The following is a 20,105-nucleotide window of genomic DNA, read 5'->3' on the forward strand; positions in this document are numbered from 1 at the left end:
TTTATTTTTATTTTAAAAAAGTAACTGCCCTTAAAATAGCAGAACTGTTCATTTTTATTTTACGCTATTTATAAGTAGAGTCAACAGTCATCCTAAAATATCTATAAAGGGGTGAATAAATGATATAAATTAGACAATCAATTACCTTTTTTTACATTTTAATGATATTTTTCTAAAAAAATACGTTTACTACTTGTTAGATTGCTTAGAATCCTTTAAAATAGAATGGGAGAAATTCCGCGATTAGTTTTCGGAGGGAAAATAAAATGTCCATTAATTGGCAGGAAATTGCATTTCACTTTTTAGGTGGCCTGGGACTATTCTTATATAGTATCAAAACCATGGGGGACGGTTTGCAACAAGCAGCTGGAGATCGTCTTCGATTTTACATTGACAAATATACTAGCAATCCTTTCTTTGGAATTTTAGTTGGAATTGGGATGACTGCCCTGATTCAATCGAGTTCAGGTGTTACGGTTATTACAGTTGGTCTGGTTAGCGCTGGACTATTGACTTTACGTCAGGCTATTGGGATTGTTATGGGAGCCAATATTGGAACAACCGTCACATCCTTTATCATTGGTTTTAAATTGGGAGACTACGCATTACCTATGCTCTTTCTCGGAGCAGTCTGTCTCTTCTTCACAAAAAATAGAACCATCAATAACATCGGACGAATTGTCTTTGGTGTCGGTGGTATCTTCTTTGCCCTCAATCTTATGAGTGGCGCTATGGAACCCCTTAAGGATTTACAAGTCTTTAAAGACTACATGGTAGAACTTAGTAAAAATCCAATCTTGGGTGTTCTTGTCGGAACAGGTTTGACCCTTCTGATTCAAGCCTCCTCAGCGACCATCGGGATTCTACAAAATCTCTACGCTAGCAATCTGATTGACCTTCAAGGAGCCCTACCAGTGCTCTTTGGAGATAACATTGGAACAACCATCACTGCTATTATCGCTTCCTTGGGTGCTAATATTGCAGCCAAACGTGTGGCAGCAGCCCATGTGGCCTTTAACGTTATCGGGACTGTTATCTGTATTATCTTCCTCGTTCCATTTACAGGCTTAATCCAATGGTTTGAGAGCTTCTTAAATCTAGCACCAGAAATGACCATTGCCTTCGCCCACGGAACCTTCAACATTACCAATACAATCATTCAGTTTCCATTCATCGGAGCTCTTGCCTTCATGGTAACCAAACTTATCCCTGGAGAAGACGAAGTTGTCAAATACGAGCCACTTTACCTTGATGAGCAACTGATCAAACAAGCTCCATCTATCGCTCTTGGAAATGCTAAAAAAGAGCTTCTACACTTGGGTAATTATGCTGCGAAAGCCTTTGACCTCTCCTACGACTATATCATCAACTCTAATGAAAAAGTTGCAGAAAAGGGACATAAGACTGAAGAAGCTATCAATACCATTGATGAAAAATTGACTCGTTACCTCATTAGTTTATCTGGTGAAGCTTTGAGCCAAAAGGAAAGTGAAGTCTTAACAAATATCCTTGACTCTTCACGAGACTTGGAACGTATCGGAGACCACGCAGAAGCCCTGCTCAATCTTAACGATTACTTGCAACGCAAGAATGTTCAATTCTCTGAGGCTGCCTTAGAAGAACTAGCAGAGATTTATCTTAAAACTAGTGATTTCGTCAAAGATGCTCTCGAGAGTGTGGAAAACAACGACCTCGAGAAAGCTCAAGCTCTTATCGAGCGACACGAAGACATCAACAACATGGAACGTGTCCTTCGTAAGACTCACATCAAACGTCTAAATAACGGAGAATGTTCTACCCAAGCAGGTGTCAACTTTATCGATATTATTTCACACTACACTCGTGTATCTGACCACGCTATGAACCTTGCTGAAAAGGTCTTGGCTGAACAAATTTAAGATAAAAAAATGCTTTGATTCTTTCGAATCAAAGCATTTTAAATAGCTCTCCAATCATAAAGGAAGATGCGGCTGCACCCCTGTATCTCGCTTCTTCCTTTTTGATAAAGCGGGCCAGATTGACTAACTCTGGCGCTGGGGTCTTGGGATTCTTGAGAAGTTCAATAGTGACCAGACCCGATAGCCGTACTGCTAGCAAGCGCTCATTGGTACTGGGCAATTGCTTAGCAGTTTCTAGGAGCGCAGCCACTAGATCTTCACTTAGGTTTTGACGGGCATTATTGTATAGATCCCGTATCAAGGTTTCTAGGTTTGGTTCTTCCATCCCTATTACCTCCGTCATTTCTGTTTAATAATTTTTGATTAAATCTACTGTAGAACGATCCAATTTTTTAACTAAGGCTTGTAAGAAAGCTTGAGCTTCAAGAAAATCGTCCATAGCATAAAGGGTTTGGTGAGAGTGGATATAACGGGCACAAACACCGATTGTTGTTGATGGGACACCACCATTTTTCAGATGAGCTGCACCTGCGTCAGTTCCACCTTTTCCACAGTAGTATTGGTACTTGATTCCAGCTTCTTCAGCTGTCGTCAAAAGGAAATCCTTCATACCTGGGAGAAGCAAGTGACCTGGATCGTAAAAACGAATCAAGGTTCCATCACCAATCTTACCTTGACCACCATAAACATCACCAGCAGGTGAACAGTCAACTGCCAAAAATACTTCTGGATCAAATTTAGTTGTTGATGTATGGGCACCACGAAGTCCGACTTCTTCTTGGACATTGGCACCAAGATAAAGTTCATTGCCTAGTTTTTGACCTGACAAGTTTTCTGCCAATTCACTAACCATGAGAACTCCGTAACGGTTATCCCATGCTTTTGAGATAATATTTTTTTCGTTAGCTGTTAGGATTGCGCTACTATCTGGAACGATGGTGTCTCCTGGGCGGATACCAAAACTTTCAGCCTCAGCCTTATCCGCAAAACCACCATCAAAGACGATATCTGAAATAGCTGGCATGGTTGGTCCGCCTGTCCCACGAGTCAAATGTGGAGGTACTGAACCTGAGATGACTGGAATTTCACGTCCTTGGCGCGTAAAGAGTTTAAATCGTTGGCTGCTGACAACCATCGGGTTCCAACCACCGATTTCAACTACTCGGAAGGTTCCATCTGGTTTTATTTCACTTACCATAAAACCAACTTCATCCATGTGAGATGCTACCAAGACACGAGGTGCATCGACTGCTTCTGAATGTTTGATACCAAAAATACCACCTAGGCCATCTGTTACCACTTCATCCATGTGAGGAGTTATTTTCTCACGAAGATAAGCGCGTACAGGTGCTTCATGACCTGAGATAGCAGAAAGTTCTGTTACTTCTTTGATTTTAGAAAATAATGTTGTCATTTCTATCCCTTCTTTCTTTCAACCATTTTACCACTTTTTATAGGAGAAGTGTAGTGAAAATCATCAATCTATAGATCTATCTACACCAAAAAAGAATCACGACTGTGATTCTTTTTATTTTGAATTTCTCTTTAAAGAAAAGTGATCTGGTACGGGGTCCTTACCTATTTCAGACCAAGGATGACATCGTAATATCCGTGCCAATCCCATCAGAACCCCCTTAAGTCCATGCTTTTCAATAGCCTGAATCATGTAGTTTGAACAAGTAGGCTCAAATCTACAAGAAGGTGGGAATGCTGGGGATATAAAGCGTTGGTAAAAGCGCACAGGCGCAATTAAAATTCGTTTCATTATTTATTAGTTGTTACAGCCATGGTATGTAGTTGGCTGATTTCTTTTTTGTTAAGACGACGGGATTCTCCTGGACGGAGACCTGTCAAGTCTAGGTGCCCAAAACGTGTCCGTGATAACTTATCCACTTGGAGGCCAACAGCTTCAAACATCTTTTTAACCTGGTGATTGCGCCCTTCATGGATGGTCAACTGTACCACAGAGCGATTTTTAACCGGATCTACTTTGAGAATTTCGTAAACAGCTGGCTTGGTCTTTTTGCCATCAATCTCTACTCCACGAGTCAAAGGACGGAGATTTTCTTTATTGGCAATTCCTTTCACACGCGCAACATAGACCTTATCAATCTCATTACGAGGATGAATCATCTCATCTGTAAAGTCACCATCGTTGGTCAAAATCAAGACTCCAGACGTATCCCAGTCTAAGCGCCCCACAGGATAGATGCGCTCTTTCACATTGGGCAAAAGATCGACAACTGTCTTGCGGCCCTTATCATCTGTCACGCTAGAAATCACACCGCGCGGTTTGTTAAGCAGATAGTAGACTTTTTCTTCGTTATAGATTGGTTGACCTTCAACTTCGACCTTGTCGCCTGACTTGATGGTCGTTGCTAGTTCACGCACGACTTGACCGTTAACCGTCACCAAGCCTTGCTTGATCAACTCCTCTGCTTTTCTCCTACTGGCCACTCCTGCGTGGGCAATATATTTATTGATTCTCATCTTCTTCTATCCTTTCACCAAATAATTGGCTTTCTTGTGCTTGAATTTCAAGCTCATCAATCACAGGCAATTCTTCCAAATGGTTAATACCCATGTAATCTAGAAAATAATCCGTCGTTACATAGAGATTAGGTCGTCCAAGAACTTCTTTTTTCCCATCTTCTCGTATCAAATCGAAGGCCTGTAACTTAGCTATAGCTCCGCTTGAATTAACCCCACGAATAGCATCGATTTCTATACGTGTGATAGGTTGCTTATAAGCAATGATGGACAAGGTTTCAAGGGCAGCCCGAGATAGACTCTGGTTAATGGGCGCCTTAGAATATTCCTTCAAAATAGCTGCAAATTGAGGCTTGGTCACCAATCTGTAGGCCCCTCCTGTCTCAATCAGTGCCAAACTAGAATCCTGGTCTTTTTCATACTTTTTGGCTAATTTTTCTAAGCTTTGCTGAATTCCTGTTGGTGGTAACGATAAGAGTTCTGCCAACTGGCGAGCCCTAATCCCATCTTCACCTGACACAAACAGGAGTGCTTCTATTTTTGCTAAAGTACTCATACTTCCTCTCTATCAAGCCTGACTTTGCTCTACTTGATTTTCCTCATTCTTTTTCATGAGATAGATATCTCCAAAACTCTCTTTTTGAATCAAGAGAATTTCTTGGGTTTTAATCAACTCCAAGGTCGCCAAAAAAAGTGTAATCACCTCTTGTAAATCCTTGGTTTCTTTAAACAAATCCTGCAGGCATAGTTGCTGCCCCTCTACCAAGGCTTCCCGAACAATGACCATCATATCCTCAATCTTATACTCATCTCGTAAAATGGTTGTATGGTTTTTCGAGAATTCTTCCTTTTTCTTGGTCAGTAAGGTTGAAAAGGCTAAGAAAAGATCAATCGTGGTCTTATCATGCACAAGTTCTGCATCCTCGTAAATCAACTCTGTCGGTGCTTTAGAATAATACTGGGCTCGATCCTGGTGCTTAGCTTCTAACTGCTCTCCCAAAAGTTTAAACTTGCGGTATTCTTCAATCTGAGAAAGGAGATCCTGCTCTAGGTCATCCTCTAAATCAGACACTTCCGCAACCTTTGGCAAGAGCTTACGACTTTTGATCAGCATCAGTTGGCTAGCCATTACCATATATTCACCTGCCACTTCTAAACGCATGGCTTGTAAGGTTGATATGTAGGCTAGATACTGCTCAATAACTTCTGTAATCGGTACATCATAGATATCCATCTGATACTTTGAAACTAAGTGTAAGAGCAAGTCCAAAGGCCCTTCAAAATCTTTTAATTTAATATCCATTATCTATATTTTTCTAAGGTCATGACTGTTTTTAATCCCAATTTTTTGGCGATTTCATACAAGTCAACCTTCTCTTCAATTTGTCTCAGTATAAACTGTTCTCTCAATCCTTGAGCCGATAAATCTGCAAAACCTTTTTCCTTTAGAAAGGCTTCTAACTGACGAAAGGCCCATTGACGAGAGTATCGCTTACCAGTTTTTTCAAAGAGGTAGGTCTGTCCCATCAAGGGTTCTAACTCTGCAAGTAATTTTGTGGGAAGACTCAAGATTCTTTGTTGAGAGGCTTTATTGATTCTCAACACTTGAAAATCTAGATTCACATCACTTATTTTTATGGTTAGAATTTCACTAGGCAAGAGGCCTAATTCAACTATCAATAAGGCTATTAAACGCCCTTCTGGATAGGTACTTTCTTGCCAGAAAGAACTCAAGTCTAAAAGCTCTGACTTGACTTGTTTTTTCTCAGCCTGTTTCGGCAATTCTAAACGATAAAAGGTGTCAATCTTTCCTTTCTGGTATAAAAAGAAGAGAAATTGATTACAAGCAGAAACTTTACGCTTTTGGGCACTAATTTTAAAATTTGATAGTTGAGCTTGGTAGATTTTTAAACTTGTCTCAGAAATTCGTTCTCCAATAAGATCTAAAAACTGCTCCAAGTCATATTTATAAGACTGTTTAGAATTACTAGATAGATTTTGCTTTTCTTCTAAAAATGTTAAAATCCATTCTCTCATTTGCTTCGAATCTCATATTCCTTACTAAAATCATGCAGGAGGGCATTGACAGCCTTGAGGATTGACTTTCGCGTGATAATCCCTTGGAAAAGACCATCCTTACCAACCACTGGCAGGAAAGACTCATCCACTAGCTTATGTAAAACATCCGTCAATGTATAGTTTGGATTAACTACCGCGACATCCTTCTTTGTCATGTGAACAATATCCATATCCGCCATGACTTCCTGACTCAAACCCTGCTCCATTTGATATGCAAAAATATCTCTAAGCCCTATGGTCCCAACAAATTTTTTCTCAGCAGTCACTACTGGTACTCTGGTATAAGTCATCTGGCTTAGAAGGAGAGTTGCATGATCTGCATTGTGAGTATCAATCAAGACTGCCAAATTTTCAGCAGGTGTCAAAAAGGTTTCCTCTTGCTCCAATAAGAAGAGTTCAAATTCCTTAGCGATCATCGAGTGAACTCCTTGGACAAGCCTGGATACACCTCATGGTCACGTGTCAAAAAGTTTACTTTATAGTAGCTATCATCAATCTCTACACGGGCATAGAGGCATTCTCTGATAGTCCCACGTGGCTGACTGATAGAACCTGGATTTAGAAAGAGGGTCTTCCCTTCCATCCAAGCATTTGGCACATGCAAGTGACCATAGAGACAGATATCAGCATCTTCCTCTTGGGCCCAAAAATCTAATTTTTGGAAATTGAAGTTAATGTCAAATAAGTGTCCGTGAGTTTGGATAATCTTGGTAGGCCCAAGTTGAGTCACCAAGCGTTCTGGGTAACCTGCATAAAAGTCCATGTTACCTTTGACGACCTGAATGCCCTCCCAGAGGGGTGAGTCGGGACGGAGTTCTGAGTCTCCATCGTGAAAAATGGCATCAACTTTACCCAGATAGCGGTCACGAATTTCTTCCACAATCAAGCTATCTCCATGAGAGTCGCTCATTACAATGATGGTTTGCTTTGCCATGATGGAAATACCTCCAAAAGTTTCTTAACGGCTAAGGCACGGTGGGATTGACTATTTTTTTCTTCAAGGGTTAATTCAGCTGATGACTTGCCTGTTTCTCCTACTAAGAAGAGCGGATCATAGCCAAAACCATTTTCCCCCTTAGGTTCAAAGTTAATATAACCTGGCCAGTCAGCTTCGACAACCAAGCTTTCCTTACCTGGACTAGCTACGACCAAGGTTGTGTGGAATTGTGCCGAACGGTCCTTGAGTTCAAAGACCATGGCTAATTCGTGCAAGAGTTTAGCATTGTTTTCCTGGTCAGTGGCTCCCACCCCTGCAAATCGAGCTGACCAAACGCCTGGCAATCCACCGAGGACATCGACTTTAAGACCAGAATCATCTGCTAGAACCATCTTGCCTGTCAATTTGGAGATGGTTTCAGCCTTAAGGCGAGCATTTTCTTCAAAGGTCATACCAGTTTCAGCAACTTCAGGTAGATCTGGGTAATCATTGAGATTCTCCACATCATATCCAAGTTTGTCAAAGATAGCACGAAATTCCTTGGTCTTCCCTTCATTACGAGTCGCTATCAACAAGGTTTCTCTGACTTTGTTAGTCTCAAAGAAATCTTGGACATTAACCCCTTCTTTAGGCAATTCAACATACAAGAGTTGCCCATTTTCAACTAAGAGCAAAGCCCCCTGACGTTGAATGACTTCCAAGTTTCGACCGGCTTCTGCATTTAAAATCTCAACGATAAAAGATAGCAAGCGGAAGTTGGAAGACCAGCGCATTACCGTAATCGTGATTGGAAAACCATTTTCCTCATCACGGAAAATACGAGCCAAATCCATAAAATCGAGATCAAGAGGATCTTTTATGAGGCTATAGATTCCACCGTAGACGTCCCAGACACCTACATACCAGTCCTGGTCGTCCTTATATTCATAAATTTTGTTTGTCATAATGTTACATGCTCCACATGAATCTCTTTTTCTAGCCATTCCGCTCCAATCTGAGTAAAACTATGGCTATTTGCAGTCGTATAAAAACGGTGTTGTAGAGGCCCTGCATCGCGGCCACGATTAATCTCGAAATAATTGAGTAAGACAGAGATATCCCGCACGCACTCTGCACCACTATCAATCAGTTTTACCTCTGGTCCCATCACATTTTGGATAATGGGTCTGAGAAGCGGGTAGTGGGTACAGCCCAGAATCAAGCTGTCTACCTTGCCCACTAATGGACGCAGGGTTTCATAAACTACTTTCTTGGTCACACTGGTTGAAAGGGCACCAGACTCAACCAAGGGAGCAAACTTAGGGCAGGCCAAACTTTCAACTTGCAAATTTGGATCTAGGTCATGAATTTTTTGACGATAGATATCTGATTGTACTGTCATCGGTGTTCCAATCACACCGATTCTCCCACCCTGACTAGCTTTGATAGCAGCTGAAGCGCCCGGTAAGATGACACCCAGGACAGGGATATCCAACCTAGCCTTAACTTCTTCCCAAACAACTGCTGTTGCAGTATTACAAGCGATGACAATCATCTTGACATCCTTAGTCAAAAGAAAGTTGACCAACTGCCAAGTATATTCACGAATTTGCTCAGCAGGACGAGGCCCGTAAGGTGCCCGTGCTGAATCTCCAATATAGACGATTTCTTCATGAGGAAGCTGGCGCATGAGCTCACGTACAACGGTCAAGCCTCCAACGCCCGAATCCAAAAAACCAATTGGTCGATTATCCATACAGTCTTCTTTCTAGTCTTATTTTTCTGATTGATAGTTCATTATCATTACATTTCTCGCTGAAATTTCTGACAGTCTGGTAAACTCCAGACTATCTCCCTCTTAATCATAATCAAATATCAATAGAATGCAAGGAAAAAGTCTTATCCTTAAATATCAGTTGAACATAGTGAGAAGTCTGGAATTTTCATCCCAGACTTTTCCTATTTATTTCTTTTTATTGTTAGCAAGGGCTGCTTTTTGTTGGCGAATGATTTGGTGGTACACTTGTTGTACCTTAGCTTCGCTTGGCTTTTGACCATTTGCACTCAACAGAGTACGAACTGCTTCTGCATTCAAACGTGGGTTATCAGCAAATTCTTTTTCAATTTGCTTGCGTACCAAGTACATTCCTCCAAGAGCTCCACCTAGAAAAGCTAAAACAATCAAGACAATTGCTAAAATAAGGTCCATAATATTTCTCCTGTTTCTTTTTGAATCTTCTATATTATACCATAAAGTCCCACGCCTGACTAGTTTGATTTACGCTTTCAAAAGGGTCGGGCATTACTCAGATTCTTTTTCAGCTCTAATCTTTTTTAATTCAATAAAATTAAAAAAGAACTAAAATTTGGTAAAATAATTCAGTTTTTCCTAAAAAACCTTGCATTGAATCGATTTATTTGCTATATTAAGATTATACAAAACAAAGGAAACATCTTTCTGCAAGGCTTATTTTTTTTTACAAGAAAATGTATGCGCTTACAGATTTAAGAAGGGAGTTTTTATGAAGAAGAGCTATTGGGAAAAATCCTGTAAGTATAGCATCCGAAAATTGACCGTTGGAACTGCTTCTGTTCTACTGGGAGCTGTTTTTCTAGCAACACAGAATGTAGCTGCCGATGGCATCGAAGTGAAAGAAAATCAAGCAAGTGTCAGTGAGACTACGGTTCAAGTGAATACAAAAGTAGAGGAACCCACTCAAGAGGGTAAGGAAAATCAACCAAGCACAGAAAATCAAACCTCTACTGAATTAGCTGACAAAGAGGTAAAACCTGAAAAGGAAACACCTCAAATACATCATCAATCAGAGACTAACGCTGTAGTTGAACCTTCTGAAAATAAGGAGAGTGAAAAACCAGAACTTCCTATGACTAAGCAAGAAAACTATCAACTTCATTACGACCAACCAACCGCTCCTTCTTATGACGGCTGGGAAAAACAAGCCCTGCCAGTCGGAAATGGAGAAATGGGGGCAAAAGTTTTTGGGCTCATCGGTGAAGAAAGAATCCAATACAATGAAAAAACTCTCTGGTCTGGTGGACCGCAACCGGATAGCACCGATTACAATGGAGGGAACTATCAAGACCGCTATAAGGTCTTAGCAGAAATTCGTAAGGCATTAGAAGAAGGAAACCGCCAAAAAGCAAAACAATTAGCGGAGCGCAACCTCGTCGGACCAAACAATGCTCAGTATGGTCGTTACTTATCTTTTGGTGATATCTTTATGGTCTTTAACAACCAAAAGAAAGGCTTGGAGAATGTTACCGACTATTATCGTGGCTTAGATATTTCTGAGGCCATCTCGACCACTTCTTATACCCAAGACGGTACAAACTTTAAACGCGAAACCTTCTCTAGCTATCCTGACGATGTTACTGTGACCCACTTGAGTAAAAAAGGGGATAAAACCCTTGATTTTACACTCTGGAATAGCTTGACTGAAGATTTGATTGCGAATGGTGACTACTCCTGGGAATATTCGAATTATAAACAAGGAGCAGTTACGACTGATTCTAATGGTATTTTGCTCAAAGGAACGGTCAAAGACAATGGTCTGAAATTTGCTTCCTATCTCGGAATCAAGACAGACGGACAAGTCACTGCACAAGATGGCTATTTGACTGTCACCGGAGCCAGCTATGCGACCCTTTTACTCAGTGCCAAGACCAACTTTGCTCAAAATCCAAAAACCAATTATCGCAAGGATATTGACCTAGAAAAAACTGTTAAGTCTATCGTAGAAGCTGCCAAGGAAAAAGATTATGAAACCCTAAAAAATAACCACATCAAGGATTATCAGAGTCTCTTCAATCGTGTTCAACTAAACCTTGGCGGTAGCAAGTCTAGCCAAACTACAAAAGAAGCTCTGCATACCTACAACCCAGAAAAAGGGCAAAAACTAGAAGAGCTCTTCTTCCAATACGGACGTTATCTACTCATTAGTTCTTCTCGTGACCGGACAGATGCCCTTCCTGCCAACTTGCAAGGAGTCTGGAATGCTGTAGACAATCCACCTTGGAACTCTGACTACCACCTCAATGTCAATCTACAAATGAACTATTGGCCTGCCTACATGAACAATCTTGCAGAAACGGCTAAGCCAATGGTCAATTATATTGATGACATGCGCTACTATGGTCGTATCGCTGCTAAAGAATATGCAGGTATCGAATCCAAAGAAGGCCAAGAAAACGGTTGGTTGGTTCATACTCAGGCAACACCATTTGGCTGGACAACTCCAGGTTGGAACTATTACTGGGGTTGGTCTCCTGCTGCCAATGCTTGGATGATGCAGAACGTCTATGACTACTACAAATTCACCAAGGATGAAACCTATCTCAAAGAAAAGATTTATCCAATGCTCAAGGAAACAGCCAAGTTCTGGAATTCCTTCTTGCACTACGACAAATCTAGTGACCGTTGGGTTTCTTCTCCATCCTACTCACCAGAGCATGGAACTATCACGATTGGGAATACATTTGACCAATCTCTAGTTTGGCAACTCTTCCACGACTATATGGAGGCAGCCAATCACCTGAAGGTCGACCAAGACTTGGTGACAGAAGTGAAGGCTAAATTTGACAAGCTCAAACCACTTCATATCAACCAAGATGGCCGAATCAAGGAATGGTACGAAGAAGACAGTCCTCAATTCACTAATGAAGGAATTGAAAACCATCACCGTCACGTTTCTCATCTAGTTGGACTCTTCCCAGGTACTTTATTTGGCAAAGATCAGCCGGAATACCTGGAGGCCGCACGCGCAACCTTAAACCATCGTGGAGATGGTGGTACCGGTTGGTCTAAGGCTAATAAAATCAACCTCTGGGCTCGTCTCCTAGATGGAAATCGTGCCCATCGTTTATTGGCAGAACAACTCAAATCCTCAACTCTAGAAAACCTCTGGGATACGCACGCGCCTTTCCAAATTGATGGGAACTTTGGTGCAACCAGTGGAATGGCAGAAATGCTCCTTCAATCTCACACCGGCTACATTGCCCCATTACCAGCCCTTCCAGATGCATGGAAAGATGGTCAAGTCTCAGGCCTAGTAGCTCGTGGTAACTTTGAAGTCAGCATGAAATGGAAAGAAAAGAATCTTGAAACGCTATCTTTCATTTCTAATGTGGGTGGAGACTTAGTCGTAGACTATCCAAATATCGAAGCTAGCCTTGTCAAGGTAAACGGCAAGGAAGTACAAGCTACCCGCATCAAAGACAACCGTATTCAACTTACGACACAAAAGGGCGATGTCATTACCTTTGAAAACTTCCCTGGTCGTATTACTCGTCTGACTGCCCAACGAAAAGATTCAACGACTGCAGAACTTAATTTCAATGCTGTTGAAGGGGCGACTCATTATGTCATCCATCGGGAAAGTAGAGATGAAACTGGTCAAACTTCTACTGTCCGTGAGTTTACAACAAACCAAACTCGCTTTATCGACCGTTCTATTGATTCAAGCCATGCCTATACTTATACCGTTAAGGCTATACTAGGAGACCGTTCAACACCTGTTTCTGATGTTGCTTCAATCTCCGCCTTTAGTGAGCTCATGGACGATCGTGACTCTCGCATTCAGTATGGCGCTGCCTTTGGAGACTGGTCTGACTCAGAACTCTTTGGCGGAACAGAAAAATACGCCGACATCTCAAATGGAAATTATTCCGATAAAGATGCAACAGCAACCATTCCTTTCAATGGACCTGGTATTGAAATCTACGGACTCAAATCTTCTCAATTAGGACTTGCTGAGGTTACAATCGATGGCAAATCTGTTGGTGAGCTTGATTTCTATACAGATGGAGCTACTGAAAAGGGTGTCCTAATCGGTCGTTATACAAATCTTTCTTCAGGCCCTCATCTCATGACTATCACTGTTAAGCGTGAACATAAGGGACGTGGAAGTGAACGCTCAAAAATTTCCTTAGACTACTTCAAGGTCTTCCCAGGTCAAGGAGAAACAGTTGAGAAGATAGATGATCGTGATTCTCGTATCCAGTACGGATCGGCATTTAAAGACTGGACTGATGCGGAACTCTATGCTTCTACAGAGAAATATGCAGATATTAACGCAGATGATAGTCTCGCTCCTGAAGCAACTGCAAGAATTCCATTCTCTGGTACAGGTATCCGTATCTATGGACTGAAAACTTCAGCTCTTGGCAAGGCACTTGTGACACTCGATGGAAAAGAAATGCCAAGCCTTGACTTTTACACTGCCGGAGCTACCGAAAAAGGAGCATTGATTGGAGAGTTTACTAATCTAGCAGATGGCGACCATGTCCTAACTTTGAAAGTAGACCCAGATTCTCCAGACGGTCGAAAGAAAATCTCCCTTGATTCATTCGATATTCTAAAAGCTCCATCAGTATCATTAGATACACCAAGCCTCGAACCTATAAAGGTAGAAGATAAGACAGTTACCCTAACTTTACCAACTGGTAACTGGGATGCTGTTGCTGTGACATTCCCTGGTGTTACAGATCCCCTAGTCCTAAGAAAAGTCGATGAAGATCATCTTGTCACTTCTGGCGAGCAAACTGTATTAAGCATAAAGGATAACAAGGTAGAAATCGACATTCCTGAAACTACGGAACGTAAAACTGGCAATCCAATAGAAGCTTATGCTATCCTAGGAGAAACACGAAGCAGTACTATTGTAACAGTCTTTCCAAAAGGGGAAACTGCACCTATAGAAGATCCAGTTGTTACAAGCAAAGGTGACGATCCTGCTCCAGTAGTAACCATTCCTGAGCACACTGAACCTATCGGTACTGCGGGAGAACAAGCAGCGCCTACCGTAGATATTCCTGAATATACTAAGCCTATCGGTACTGCGAGCGACCAAGCAGCGCCTATTGTAGATATCCCTGAATACACTGGGCCTATCGGTACTGCAGGGGAACAAGCAGCGCCTACCGTAGATATTCCTGAATATACTAAGCCTATCGGTACTGCGAGCGACCAAGCGGCGCCTATTGTGGATATTCCTGAATACACTGGCCCTATCGGTACTGCGAGCGACCAAGCGGCGCCTATCGTGGATATTCCTGAATACACTGGCCCTATTGGTACTGCGAGCGACCAAGCGGCTCCTATCATCTCTCTTCCTGAGTTTAAACTCAAAGTCTTAAAAGACCAGACTACCGGAGTTCAAGTCATCAGTGGAGCAAATGAGCTAGGTGAAGCAAGTTATCTTGAAATCCAGAAAGTAGACAAGCAAGAACTCTTGGGCAAGAAATATGATGCCTACGACATTCAACTCAAGAATGAAAATGGTCAACTAATCCAAGCAAAAGGTGCTGTCCTCGTTCGATTACCAATTTCTGGCACAGTCCAAGAATTCTATCGCTTCAGTTCAGAAAAAGACTTGAAAGCACAAGATTTCACAATTCGTGATGGCATGCTTGAGTTTCTCACCATTGATTTGACTACTTATGCTATCGTCTACAAGACTGAAACAGAAGCCCAACAACCAAGCTCAAGTCAAATCGAAGAAGCTAGTCCATTAGCAAATAAAAACCAGCTCAATGGTGAAAATTCTACAAATGACAAACAACTTCCTGCCACTGGAGAAGAGGCCAGCCCACTCCTCTTCATGGCAAGTCTCAGCTTAGCTTTAACTGCAGCCTTCTTGCTAAAAGGTAAAAAAGAGTGATCCCAATAAATCTATAAAGATTTAGATAAATAGAAAAAGGATGAGTAAATTACTCATCCTTTTGATTTCTTTCAGAGTCTTTTAAAATAAACTAAAAAGCCAGTTATAAATCCAGTTAAAAATCGAATATAACAAATTCAAAAGGAATTCATAAAAAAATAAACAAATGTGATACCAAATGAATTCTACAATCGTAATCAGTGGCTTGACTAGGATATAAAATAAAATATCCCAAATAAATTTCATTTTTTTTCTTCCTTTCTAGGAAGTCCCGCAATCCAAGGCAGAGCAGATATCATTTTATAAGCCGCAAGAAATTTAGCAACCTCTAGGGCTTTTGGCTCAGATTCCTTCTTCTCAGTCAGTACTTCCATTCCTTTTACCCAGAGGCATGTCCCAATAATTCTAGCCATTCCTGTAAAAAAATTTGGTTGGTTGTCCATGTGATTCTCCCCTAGTTCATGTCATTTCTAACAGATTAGTTCTTATTGTATTCAGTATATCAAATTTATATAGATTATCAAGTTTTTATCTGCAAAATAAAAAAGTTTCATAACCTTTCTAGAATAATACTAGGAAGATTATAAAACTTTTCATTAGTTCATATCTTTTTTATAGCGTTCCAATTCTGCTTGGTTAGCCCAAACATAATGTCCTGGACGAATTTCAACCATAGACGGTTTATCAGTTTCGTAGTCATGTTGGTCTGGATCATAGACTTTCAAAACTTTCTTACGTTCCAAGATTGGATCTGGAATCGGCACAGCTGATAAAAGTGCTTGTGTGTATGGATGAACTGGATTGTTAAACAATTCTTCAGTTTCAGCCACTTCAACAATAACACCCTTATAAATTACCGCGATACGATCAGAGATAAAACGAACTACTGACAAATCGTGGGCGATAAAGAGATAGGTCAAGCCCAATTCCTTCTGGAATTTCTTGAGCAAGTTCAAAACTTGGGCACGCACAGAAACGTCCAAGGCTGAAATTGGCTCATCCGCGATAACGAAATCAGGTTGCATAACCAAAGCGCGGGCAATCCCGATACGTTGACGTTGTCCACCTGAAAACTCATGAGGATAACGTGTCAAATGTTCAGCCAAAAGTCCAACTTCACTGATAATCTTTTTAACTTTTTCTTGTCTTTCTTCCTCATCCTTAAATAGATGGTAGTTATAAAGACCTTCAGAAATAATATAGTCAACTGTTGCACGTTCATTCAAACTAGCAGCAGGGTCTTGGAAAATCATTTGAATACGACGGATTACTTCAGCTTCTTGAGCTCGTGATTTTTTACCGTTGATCTTTTTACCTTCGAAGAGGATATCCCCTTTGCTGGTATTATTCAAACCGATAATTGCACGACCAATTGTTGTTTTACCACTACCTGATTCTCCAACAAGTGAGAATGTTTCACCTTTGTTGATAAAGAAGTTAGCATTTTTAACAGCTACAAACTTTTTGCTTCCTTCACCGAAGGAAATCTCTAAGTCTTTAATTTCTACTAATTTTTCAGACATTTCCTTCCTCCTAGTTTTCCAGATGAACAAGACCCATTCTCTCACGAATCTTGTCATGTAAATCTGCAATTACTGCTGGTTTTGCAACTTTTGGTGCTTGATCATGAAGTAACCATGTTTTAGCCCAATGAGTATCTGACACAGCAAATTGAGGTGCTTTTTCTTCAAAATCGATCTTCATTGCGTAATCTGAACGAAGAGCAAATGCATCACCTTTTAATTCTGTATATAGTGACGGAGGAGTACCTGGAATTGAATATAGTTCTCCTTTATCATCAGCTAACTGTGGCAAACTTGATAAGAGGCTCCATGTGTATGGGTGACGTGGATCGTAGAAGATTTCTTCAACTGTACCATACTCAACGATTTCACCAGCATACATAACCGCAACTTTGTCAGCAATACTTGCTACCACACCAAGGTCGTGTGTGATAAAGATTGTTGTAAAGTGATATTCATTTTGTAGAGACTTCAACAAGTCAATAATCTGAGCCTGAATCGTCACATCAAGGGCAGTTGTTGGCTCATCACAGATAAGAACATCCGGACGACATGCAAGAGCGATAGCGATAACGATACGTTGACGCATCCCTCCAGAATATTGGAATGGATACTCCTCAAAACGCTTTTCAGCATCAGGAATACCAACCTTATTCATGTAGTCAATAGCCATTTCTTTTGCTTCTTGAGCTGTTTTCCCTTGGTGTTTAATGATAACCTCAGTAATTTGGCTTCCGATTGTTTTGATTGGATCCAAACTAGTCATCGGATCTTGGAAGATAGTTGCAATCTTTGCCCCACGAATTTGTTCCCAATCCTTGTGAGACGAAAGTGCTGTTAGGTCTTGTCCACGGTAATCGATGCTCCCCTGAGCGATACGCCCGTTTTCTTCTAACATTCCTGTAAAAGTTTTTGTCAAAACTGATTTACCCGAACCAGATTCTCCAACCAAGGCAAGAACTTCTCCTTCAATCAACTCAAGAGAAACTCCGCGAATAGCGGTCAAAACTTTGTCACGAACATCAAATTCCACGACAATATCTTGAGCAGATAAAATTACATTTTTATTGTTCGTCATTTCTACTCCTATCTGTGTGTACGTGGATCACTAGCATCGGCTAAGTTTTGTCCAACAATGAAAAGTGATAAGGAAACCAAAACCAAAATTGTCAATGGAATCCAGAAGAGGTAGGCATTTGTAGTTACGTTCTGAGAATAATCTGAGATCAAACGTCCCAAACTTGGTACTGTGATTGGTAAGCCAAGTCCAAAGAATGATAGGAAGGCTTCATATGAGATAAATGCAGGGAGCATTTGTGACATAGTCGTAACAATAACAGATACCAATTGAGGCATGATGTTTTTTATGACGATTTTGTAAGTTGGTGTTCCGAGTGTACGTGAAGCAAGGTTGTACTCCAAATCACGGTAACGCATGATTTGAATACGGATTGAATAAGCAATACCAATCCATGTAGTCACACTCATGGCAAAAATCAAGTTCCAGAAACCTGCTCCGATAGAGTAAGTCAAAACGATAACGATCAATAGCGATGGAATATTGTTGATAACGTTGTAGACTTCCATCATGATACGGTCTACCGATTTTGAAATACCCCAAATTCCACCTACAATCACACCGATAACAAGGTTGATAAAGGTCGCAATTACAGAAATTAAGATAGAGTTACGAGCTCCAAACCAGACACCATCAAAGAGAGATTTCCCGTTACTATCTGTACCGAACCAATATTCACCATTCGGTTTGATATAGCGAGCACTAAAATCATTTACCTTACTTACATCGTTAAAGTCAAAATCTGAGAACATTGGATAGATGAAACTCATCAAAACGATGGCAATCAAGATACCGAGCATGATGACTGTTGATTTTTTCTTGAAAAACTGTCTAAAGACAGAACCCCAGTATGAATAGGCAGGAGTATCAATTGCTTCAGAGGCAAAATCATCACGTTTTACAAATTGAAATTTATCATTACTAATTGTAGACATTATTTGCCTCCTTTCTCTGTCAGTTTAATACGTGGGTCAATCATAGTCATCCAAATATCCCCTACAAATAATGAGAAGATAGAAATACATGTAAAGATAAAGACAAGACCAACAACCATATTGTTGTTTGATGCTTTTACAGAGTCAATCAGCATTTTACCCATACCAGGGAAAGCGAAGACTGTTTCTGTAAGAGTTGCTCCACTGATAACACCAATAATAGAACCTGGAATACCTGAAACGAGTGGTACCATAGCGTTCTTAAAGATGTGTTTGTTTGAAATTTCTTTCTCAGAAAGACCTTTTGCACGAGCAAAACGAACGAAGTCTTGAGATTGTAAGTCAATCATATAACGACGAATCCAAATTGCCATACCAGGTGCACCCAACAAGCCCAAAATCACTGCAGGAAGGACATAAGAACGCCAATCTCCAGCACCCAAAATTGGGAATGAATCAGGGAATCCGATAGATGAACCAATCAAACGAATGATATAAACCAAGGCAATGGTTGGAAGGGCAAGCAAGAAAGTCAAAACTCCTGTTGAGAAACTATCAATCCAAGTATTCTTGAATCGAGCCATTGCAGAACCAAGTGGAATTGCAATCGCGTATGAAATAGCAAGACCAATCAAACCTGTGATAGCAGAACTTGCAATCATTGAAGGATACTGATAATTGCTTTCAGTAGCTGTATAAGGATCATCCTTACCATAGTTTGCTACTTCACGTGCATCTGCTTGACTTGGAGATTTGTAGGTTCTTGAGTAAATGTTGACTGATGAAGTTTTCTTACCTGTTGGGAATTGAACTTCTGAAGTCTTGGTTTGTCCTTGACCTTGTGTGATAACTTGAAGAACAGGAGTATTGGCATAAGTTGGGTAAGAATCTCCTAGGTTCAAGTTCACAAAGTTCTGATGAACAAATGGGAACTGACTGTTGAAGTACAAGAGGTATTTATGTTTAGTCCCTGAACCTACTAAAGACCATCCGATAGCTGGATCGTTTTCAAAACGCAAATAACGCTCTAAGTTAGGATTTTCTGGGTCTTGAATCTTGTTTGTATGGTCAATATCAAGCAAGTTTGCATAGAATTTGAACACACGCTCGAAAATAGGGATTTCACGAGTAGCATAGAATTGTCCGCTCTCTGTAAACTCACCCAAAGTCCAACCGTTTCCAATTTGTTGGATGTATTTTTCGTAGATAGCTTTATTTGTATCGTTTGCATCAACGGTTACAGAAGGGTCAATGCTACTAGCTTTTTCCTGCAACTCTTTCGTATCGTAATATTCGATATAACCCATACGCTCAAAAACGGTATTTTCATAGTTATCACGTTTATCAGCTGTTGTTGCAATTTTATTGTAGTTAGTATCTTGTTTGAAGATCAACTTCCGTGGAACCATCGTATAGATGATTGTGTAAATCAAGGTCGTTACTAAAAAAATAGAAACTAACGACCGCAAGATACGCATAAAAACATATTTTTTCATATTATTTCCTT

19 protein-coding genes are annotated in these 20,105 nt (G+C 40.6%); 2 read left to right on the forward strand and 17 right to left on the reverse strand.

The window, feature by feature from the left end; all coding sequences use genetic code 11:
- Positions 1 to 266 precede the first annotated feature (266 nt).
- On the forward strand, positions 267 to 1,898 hold the full coding sequence (locus K1I61_RS05250) for a Na/Pi cotransporter family protein (RefSeq protein ID WP_223333746.1): 1,632 nt from the start codon (positions 267 to 269) through the stop codon (positions 1,896 to 1,898).
- Positions 1,899 to 1,926: 28 nt separating this feature from the next.
- On the opposite strand, the gene K1I61_RS05255 is transcribed toward K1I61_RS05250, so the two are convergent.
- From K1I61_RS05255 to K1I61_RS05310, 12 genes are all read right to left on the reverse strand, one after another.
- Positions 1,927 to 2,223: a bacteriocin immunity family protein gene (locus K1I61_RS05255; RefSeq protein WP_036751909.1), complete on the reverse strand. Its 297-nt coding sequence runs from the start codon at positions 2,221 to 2,223 to the stop codon at positions 1,927 to 1,929.
- Between the two features lie 24 nt (positions 2,224 to 2,247).
- Positions 2,248 to 3,312 carry a glutamyl aminopeptidase gene (gene pepA / locus K1I61_RS05260; protein WP_223333748.1) on the reverse strand — a complete coding sequence of 355 codons (1,065 nt, stop codon included), beginning with the start codon at positions 3,310 to 3,312 and terminating at the stop codon, positions 2,248 to 2,250.
- A gap of 114 nt (positions 3,313 to 3,426) precedes the next feature.
- Positions 3,427 to 3,663 carry a membrane protein insertion efficiency factor YidD gene (gene yidD, locus K1I61_RS05265; protein ID WP_223333750.1) on the reverse strand — a complete coding sequence of 79 codons (237 nt, stop codon included), beginning with the start codon at positions 3,661 to 3,663 and terminating at the stop codon, positions 3,427 to 3,429.
- The gene (locus K1I61_RS05270; protein ID WP_223333752.1) at positions 3,663 to 4,388 is read right to left on the reverse strand and encodes a pseudouridine synthase; all 726 of its coding nucleotides are present in this window, start codon (positions 4,386 to 4,388) and stop codon (positions 3,663 to 3,665) included. Before K1I61_RS05270 ends, yidD begins: the two co-directional genes overlap by 1 nt.
- Entirely contained in the window at positions 4,375 to 4,944 is a 570-nt protein-coding gene (gene scpB, locus K1I61_RS05275) for an SMC-Scp complex subunit ScpB (protein WP_223333755.1), read from the reverse strand. The genes K1I61_RS05270 and scpB overlap by 14 nt, the downstream gene beginning before the upstream one ends.
- A gap of 12 nt (positions 4,945 to 4,956) precedes the next feature.
- Positions 4,957 to 5,691, reverse strand: coding sequence for a segregation/condensation protein A (locus tag K1I61_RS05280; protein WP_223333757.1), 735 nt, complete (start codon positions 5,689 to 5,691; stop codon positions 4,957 to 4,959).
- The gene (gene xerD / locus K1I61_RS05285; RefSeq protein WP_223333759.1) at positions 5,691 to 6,425 is read right to left on the reverse strand and encodes a site-specific tyrosine recombinase XerD; all 735 of its coding nucleotides are present in this window, start codon (positions 6,423 to 6,425) and stop codon (positions 5,691 to 5,693) included. Before xerD ends, K1I61_RS05280 begins: the two co-directional genes overlap by 1 nt.
- Positions 6,422 to 6,883: a cyclic-di-AMP-binding protein CbpB gene (cbpB, locus tag K1I61_RS05290; RefSeq protein ID WP_223333762.1), complete on the reverse strand. Its 462-nt coding sequence runs from the start codon at positions 6,881 to 6,883 to the stop codon at positions 6,422 to 6,424. The genes xerD and cbpB overlap by 4 nt, the downstream gene beginning before the upstream one ends.
- A complete protein-coding gene (locus K1I61_RS05295; protein WP_223333764.1) occupies positions 6,880 to 7,401 on the reverse strand; it encodes a metallophosphoesterase in 522 nt (173 codons plus the stop codon). The genes cbpB and K1I61_RS05295 overlap by 4 nt, the downstream gene beginning before the upstream one ends.
- Positions 7,377 to 8,387 (reverse strand): nucleoside-triphosphate diphosphatase, encoded by a 1,011-nt coding sequence (locus K1I61_RS05300; RefSeq protein ID WP_398576701.1) that lies wholly within the window; start codon positions 8,385 to 8,387, stop codon positions 7,377 to 7,379. Before K1I61_RS05300 ends, K1I61_RS05295 begins: the two co-directional genes overlap by 25 nt.
- Positions 8,345 to 9,139, reverse strand: coding sequence for a glutamate racemase (gene racE, locus K1I61_RS05305; protein WP_223333768.1), 795 nt, complete (start codon positions 9,137 to 9,139; stop codon positions 8,345 to 8,347). The genes K1I61_RS05300 and racE overlap by 43 nt, the downstream gene beginning before the upstream one ends.
- A 207-nt stretch (positions 9,140 to 9,346) precedes the next feature.
- On the reverse strand, positions 9,347 to 9,592 hold the full coding sequence (locus tag K1I61_RS05310; RefSeq protein WP_004251708.1) for a YneF family protein: 246 nt from the start codon (positions 9,590 to 9,592) through the stop codon (positions 9,347 to 9,349).
- Between the two features lie 313 nt (positions 9,593 to 9,905).
- Between K1I61_RS05310 and K1I61_RS05315 the strand changes: the two genes are divergently transcribed.
- Complete coding sequence (locus tag K1I61_RS05315) at positions 9,906 to 15,062, forward strand: SIALI-17 repeat-containing surface protein (RefSeq protein ID WP_223333770.1); 5,157 nt, start codon at positions 9,906 to 9,908, stop codon at positions 15,060 to 15,062.
- 242 nt (positions 15,063 to 15,304) lie between these two features.
- Here K1I61_RS05315 and K1I61_RS05320 read toward each other — a convergent pair whose 3' ends face one another.
- The 5 genes from K1I61_RS05320 to K1I61_RS05340 form a co-directional block, all read right to left on the reverse strand.
- Positions 15,305 to 15,505, reverse strand: coding sequence for a mechanosensitive ion channel protein MscL (locus tag K1I61_RS05320; RefSeq protein ID WP_223333772.1), 201 nt, complete (start codon positions 15,503 to 15,505; stop codon positions 15,305 to 15,307).
- A 153-nt stretch (positions 15,506 to 15,658) separates the two neighbouring features.
- Positions 15,659 to 16,585, reverse strand: a complete 927-nt coding sequence (locus tag K1I61_RS05325) for an ATP-binding cassette domain-containing protein (RefSeq protein ID WP_223333774.1) — start codon at positions 16,583 to 16,585, stop codon at positions 15,659 to 15,661.
- A gap of 10 nt (positions 16,586 to 16,595) precedes the next feature.
- Positions 16,596 to 17,663, reverse strand: a complete 1,068-nt coding sequence (locus K1I61_RS05330; RefSeq protein WP_223333776.1) for an ABC transporter ATP-binding protein — start codon at positions 17,661 to 17,663, stop codon at positions 16,596 to 16,598.
- A gap of 8 nt (positions 17,664 to 17,671) precedes the next feature.
- A complete protein-coding gene (oppC, locus tag K1I61_RS05335) occupies positions 17,672 to 18,598 on the reverse strand; it encodes an oligopeptide ABC transporter permease OppC (protein WP_006151488.1) in 927 nt (308 codons plus the stop codon).
- On the reverse strand, positions 18,598 to 20,094 hold the full coding sequence (locus K1I61_RS05340) for an ABC transporter permease (protein WP_223333778.1): 1,497 nt from the start codon (positions 20,092 to 20,094) through the stop codon (positions 18,598 to 18,600). Before K1I61_RS05340 ends, oppC begins: the two co-directional genes overlap by 1 nt.
- Positions 20,095 to 20,105: the final 11 nt, after the last annotated feature.

Origin of the sequence: Streptococcus infantis (assembly GCF_019929665.1) — a bacterium.
Taxonomy (GTDB): Bacteria; Bacillota; Bacilli; order Lactobacillales; family Streptococcaceae; genus Streptococcus; species Streptococcus infantis_H.

Coding starts and splice junctions, on each gene's coding strand:
- K1I61_RS05250 (WP_223333746.1), top strand. CDS start 267: ATGTCCATTAATTGGCAGGAAATTGCATTTCACTTTTTAGGTGGCCTG.
- K1I61_RS05255 (WP_036751909.1), bottom strand. CDS start 2,223: ATGGAAGAACCAAACCTAGAAACCTTGATACGGGATCTATACAATAAT.
- pepA (WP_223333748.1), bottom strand. CDS start 3,312: ATGACAACATTATTTTCTAAAATCAAAGAAGTAACAGAACTTTCTGCT.
- yidD (WP_223333750.1), bottom strand. CDS start 3,663: ATGAAACGAATTTTAATTGCGCCTGTGCGCTTTTACCAACGCTTTATA.
- K1I61_RS05270 (WP_223333752.1), bottom strand. CDS start 4,388: ATGAGAATCAATAAATATATTGCCCACGCAGGAGTGGCCAGTAGGAGA.
- scpB (WP_223333755.1), bottom strand. CDS start 4,944: ATGAGTACTTTAGCAAAAATAGAAGCACTCCTGTTTGTGTCAGGTGAA.
- K1I61_RS05280 (WP_223333757.1), bottom strand. CDS start 5,691: ATGGATATTAAATTAAAAGATTTTGAAGGGCCTTTGGACTTGCTCTTA.
- xerD (WP_223333759.1), bottom strand. CDS start 6,425: ATGAGAGAATGGATTTTAACATTTTTAGAAGAAAAGCAAAATCTATCT.
- cbpB (WP_223333762.1), bottom strand. CDS start 6,883: ATGATCGCTAAGGAATTTGAACTCTTCTTATTGGAGCAAGAGGAAACC.
- K1I61_RS05295 (WP_223333764.1), bottom strand. CDS start 7,401: ATGGCAAAGCAAACCATCATTGTAATGAGCGACTCTCATGGAGATAGC.
- K1I61_RS05300 (WP_398576701.1), bottom strand. CDS start 8,387: ATGGCTAGAAAAAGAGATTCATGTGGAGCATGTAACATTATGACAAAC.
- racE (WP_223333768.1), bottom strand. CDS start 9,139: ATGGATAATCGACCAATTGGTTTTTTGGATTCGGGCGTTGGAGGCTTG.
- K1I61_RS05310 (WP_004251708.1), bottom strand. CDS start 9,592: ATGGACCTTATTTTAGCAATTGTCTTGATTGTTTTAGCTTTTCTAGGT.
- K1I61_RS05315 (WP_223333770.1), top strand. CDS start 9,906: ATGAAGAAGAGCTATTGGGAAAAATCCTGTAAGTATAGCATCCGAAAA.
- K1I61_RS05320 (WP_223333772.1), bottom strand. CDS start 15,505: ATGGACAACCAACCAAATTTTTTTACAGGAATGGCTAGAATTATTGGG.
- K1I61_RS05325 (WP_223333774.1), bottom strand. CDS start 16,585: ATGTCTGAAAAATTAGTAGAAATTAAAGACTTAGAGATTTCCTTCGGT.
- K1I61_RS05330 (WP_223333776.1), bottom strand. CDS start 17,663: ATGACGAACAATAAAAATGTAATTTTATCTGCTCAAGATATTGTCGTG.
- oppC (WP_006151488.1), bottom strand. CDS start 18,598: ATGTCTACAATTAGTAATGATAAATTTCAATTTGTAAAACGTGATGAT.
- K1I61_RS05340 (WP_223333778.1), bottom strand. CDS start 20,094: ATGAAAAAATATGTTTTTATGCGTATCTTGCGGTCGTTAGTTTCTATT.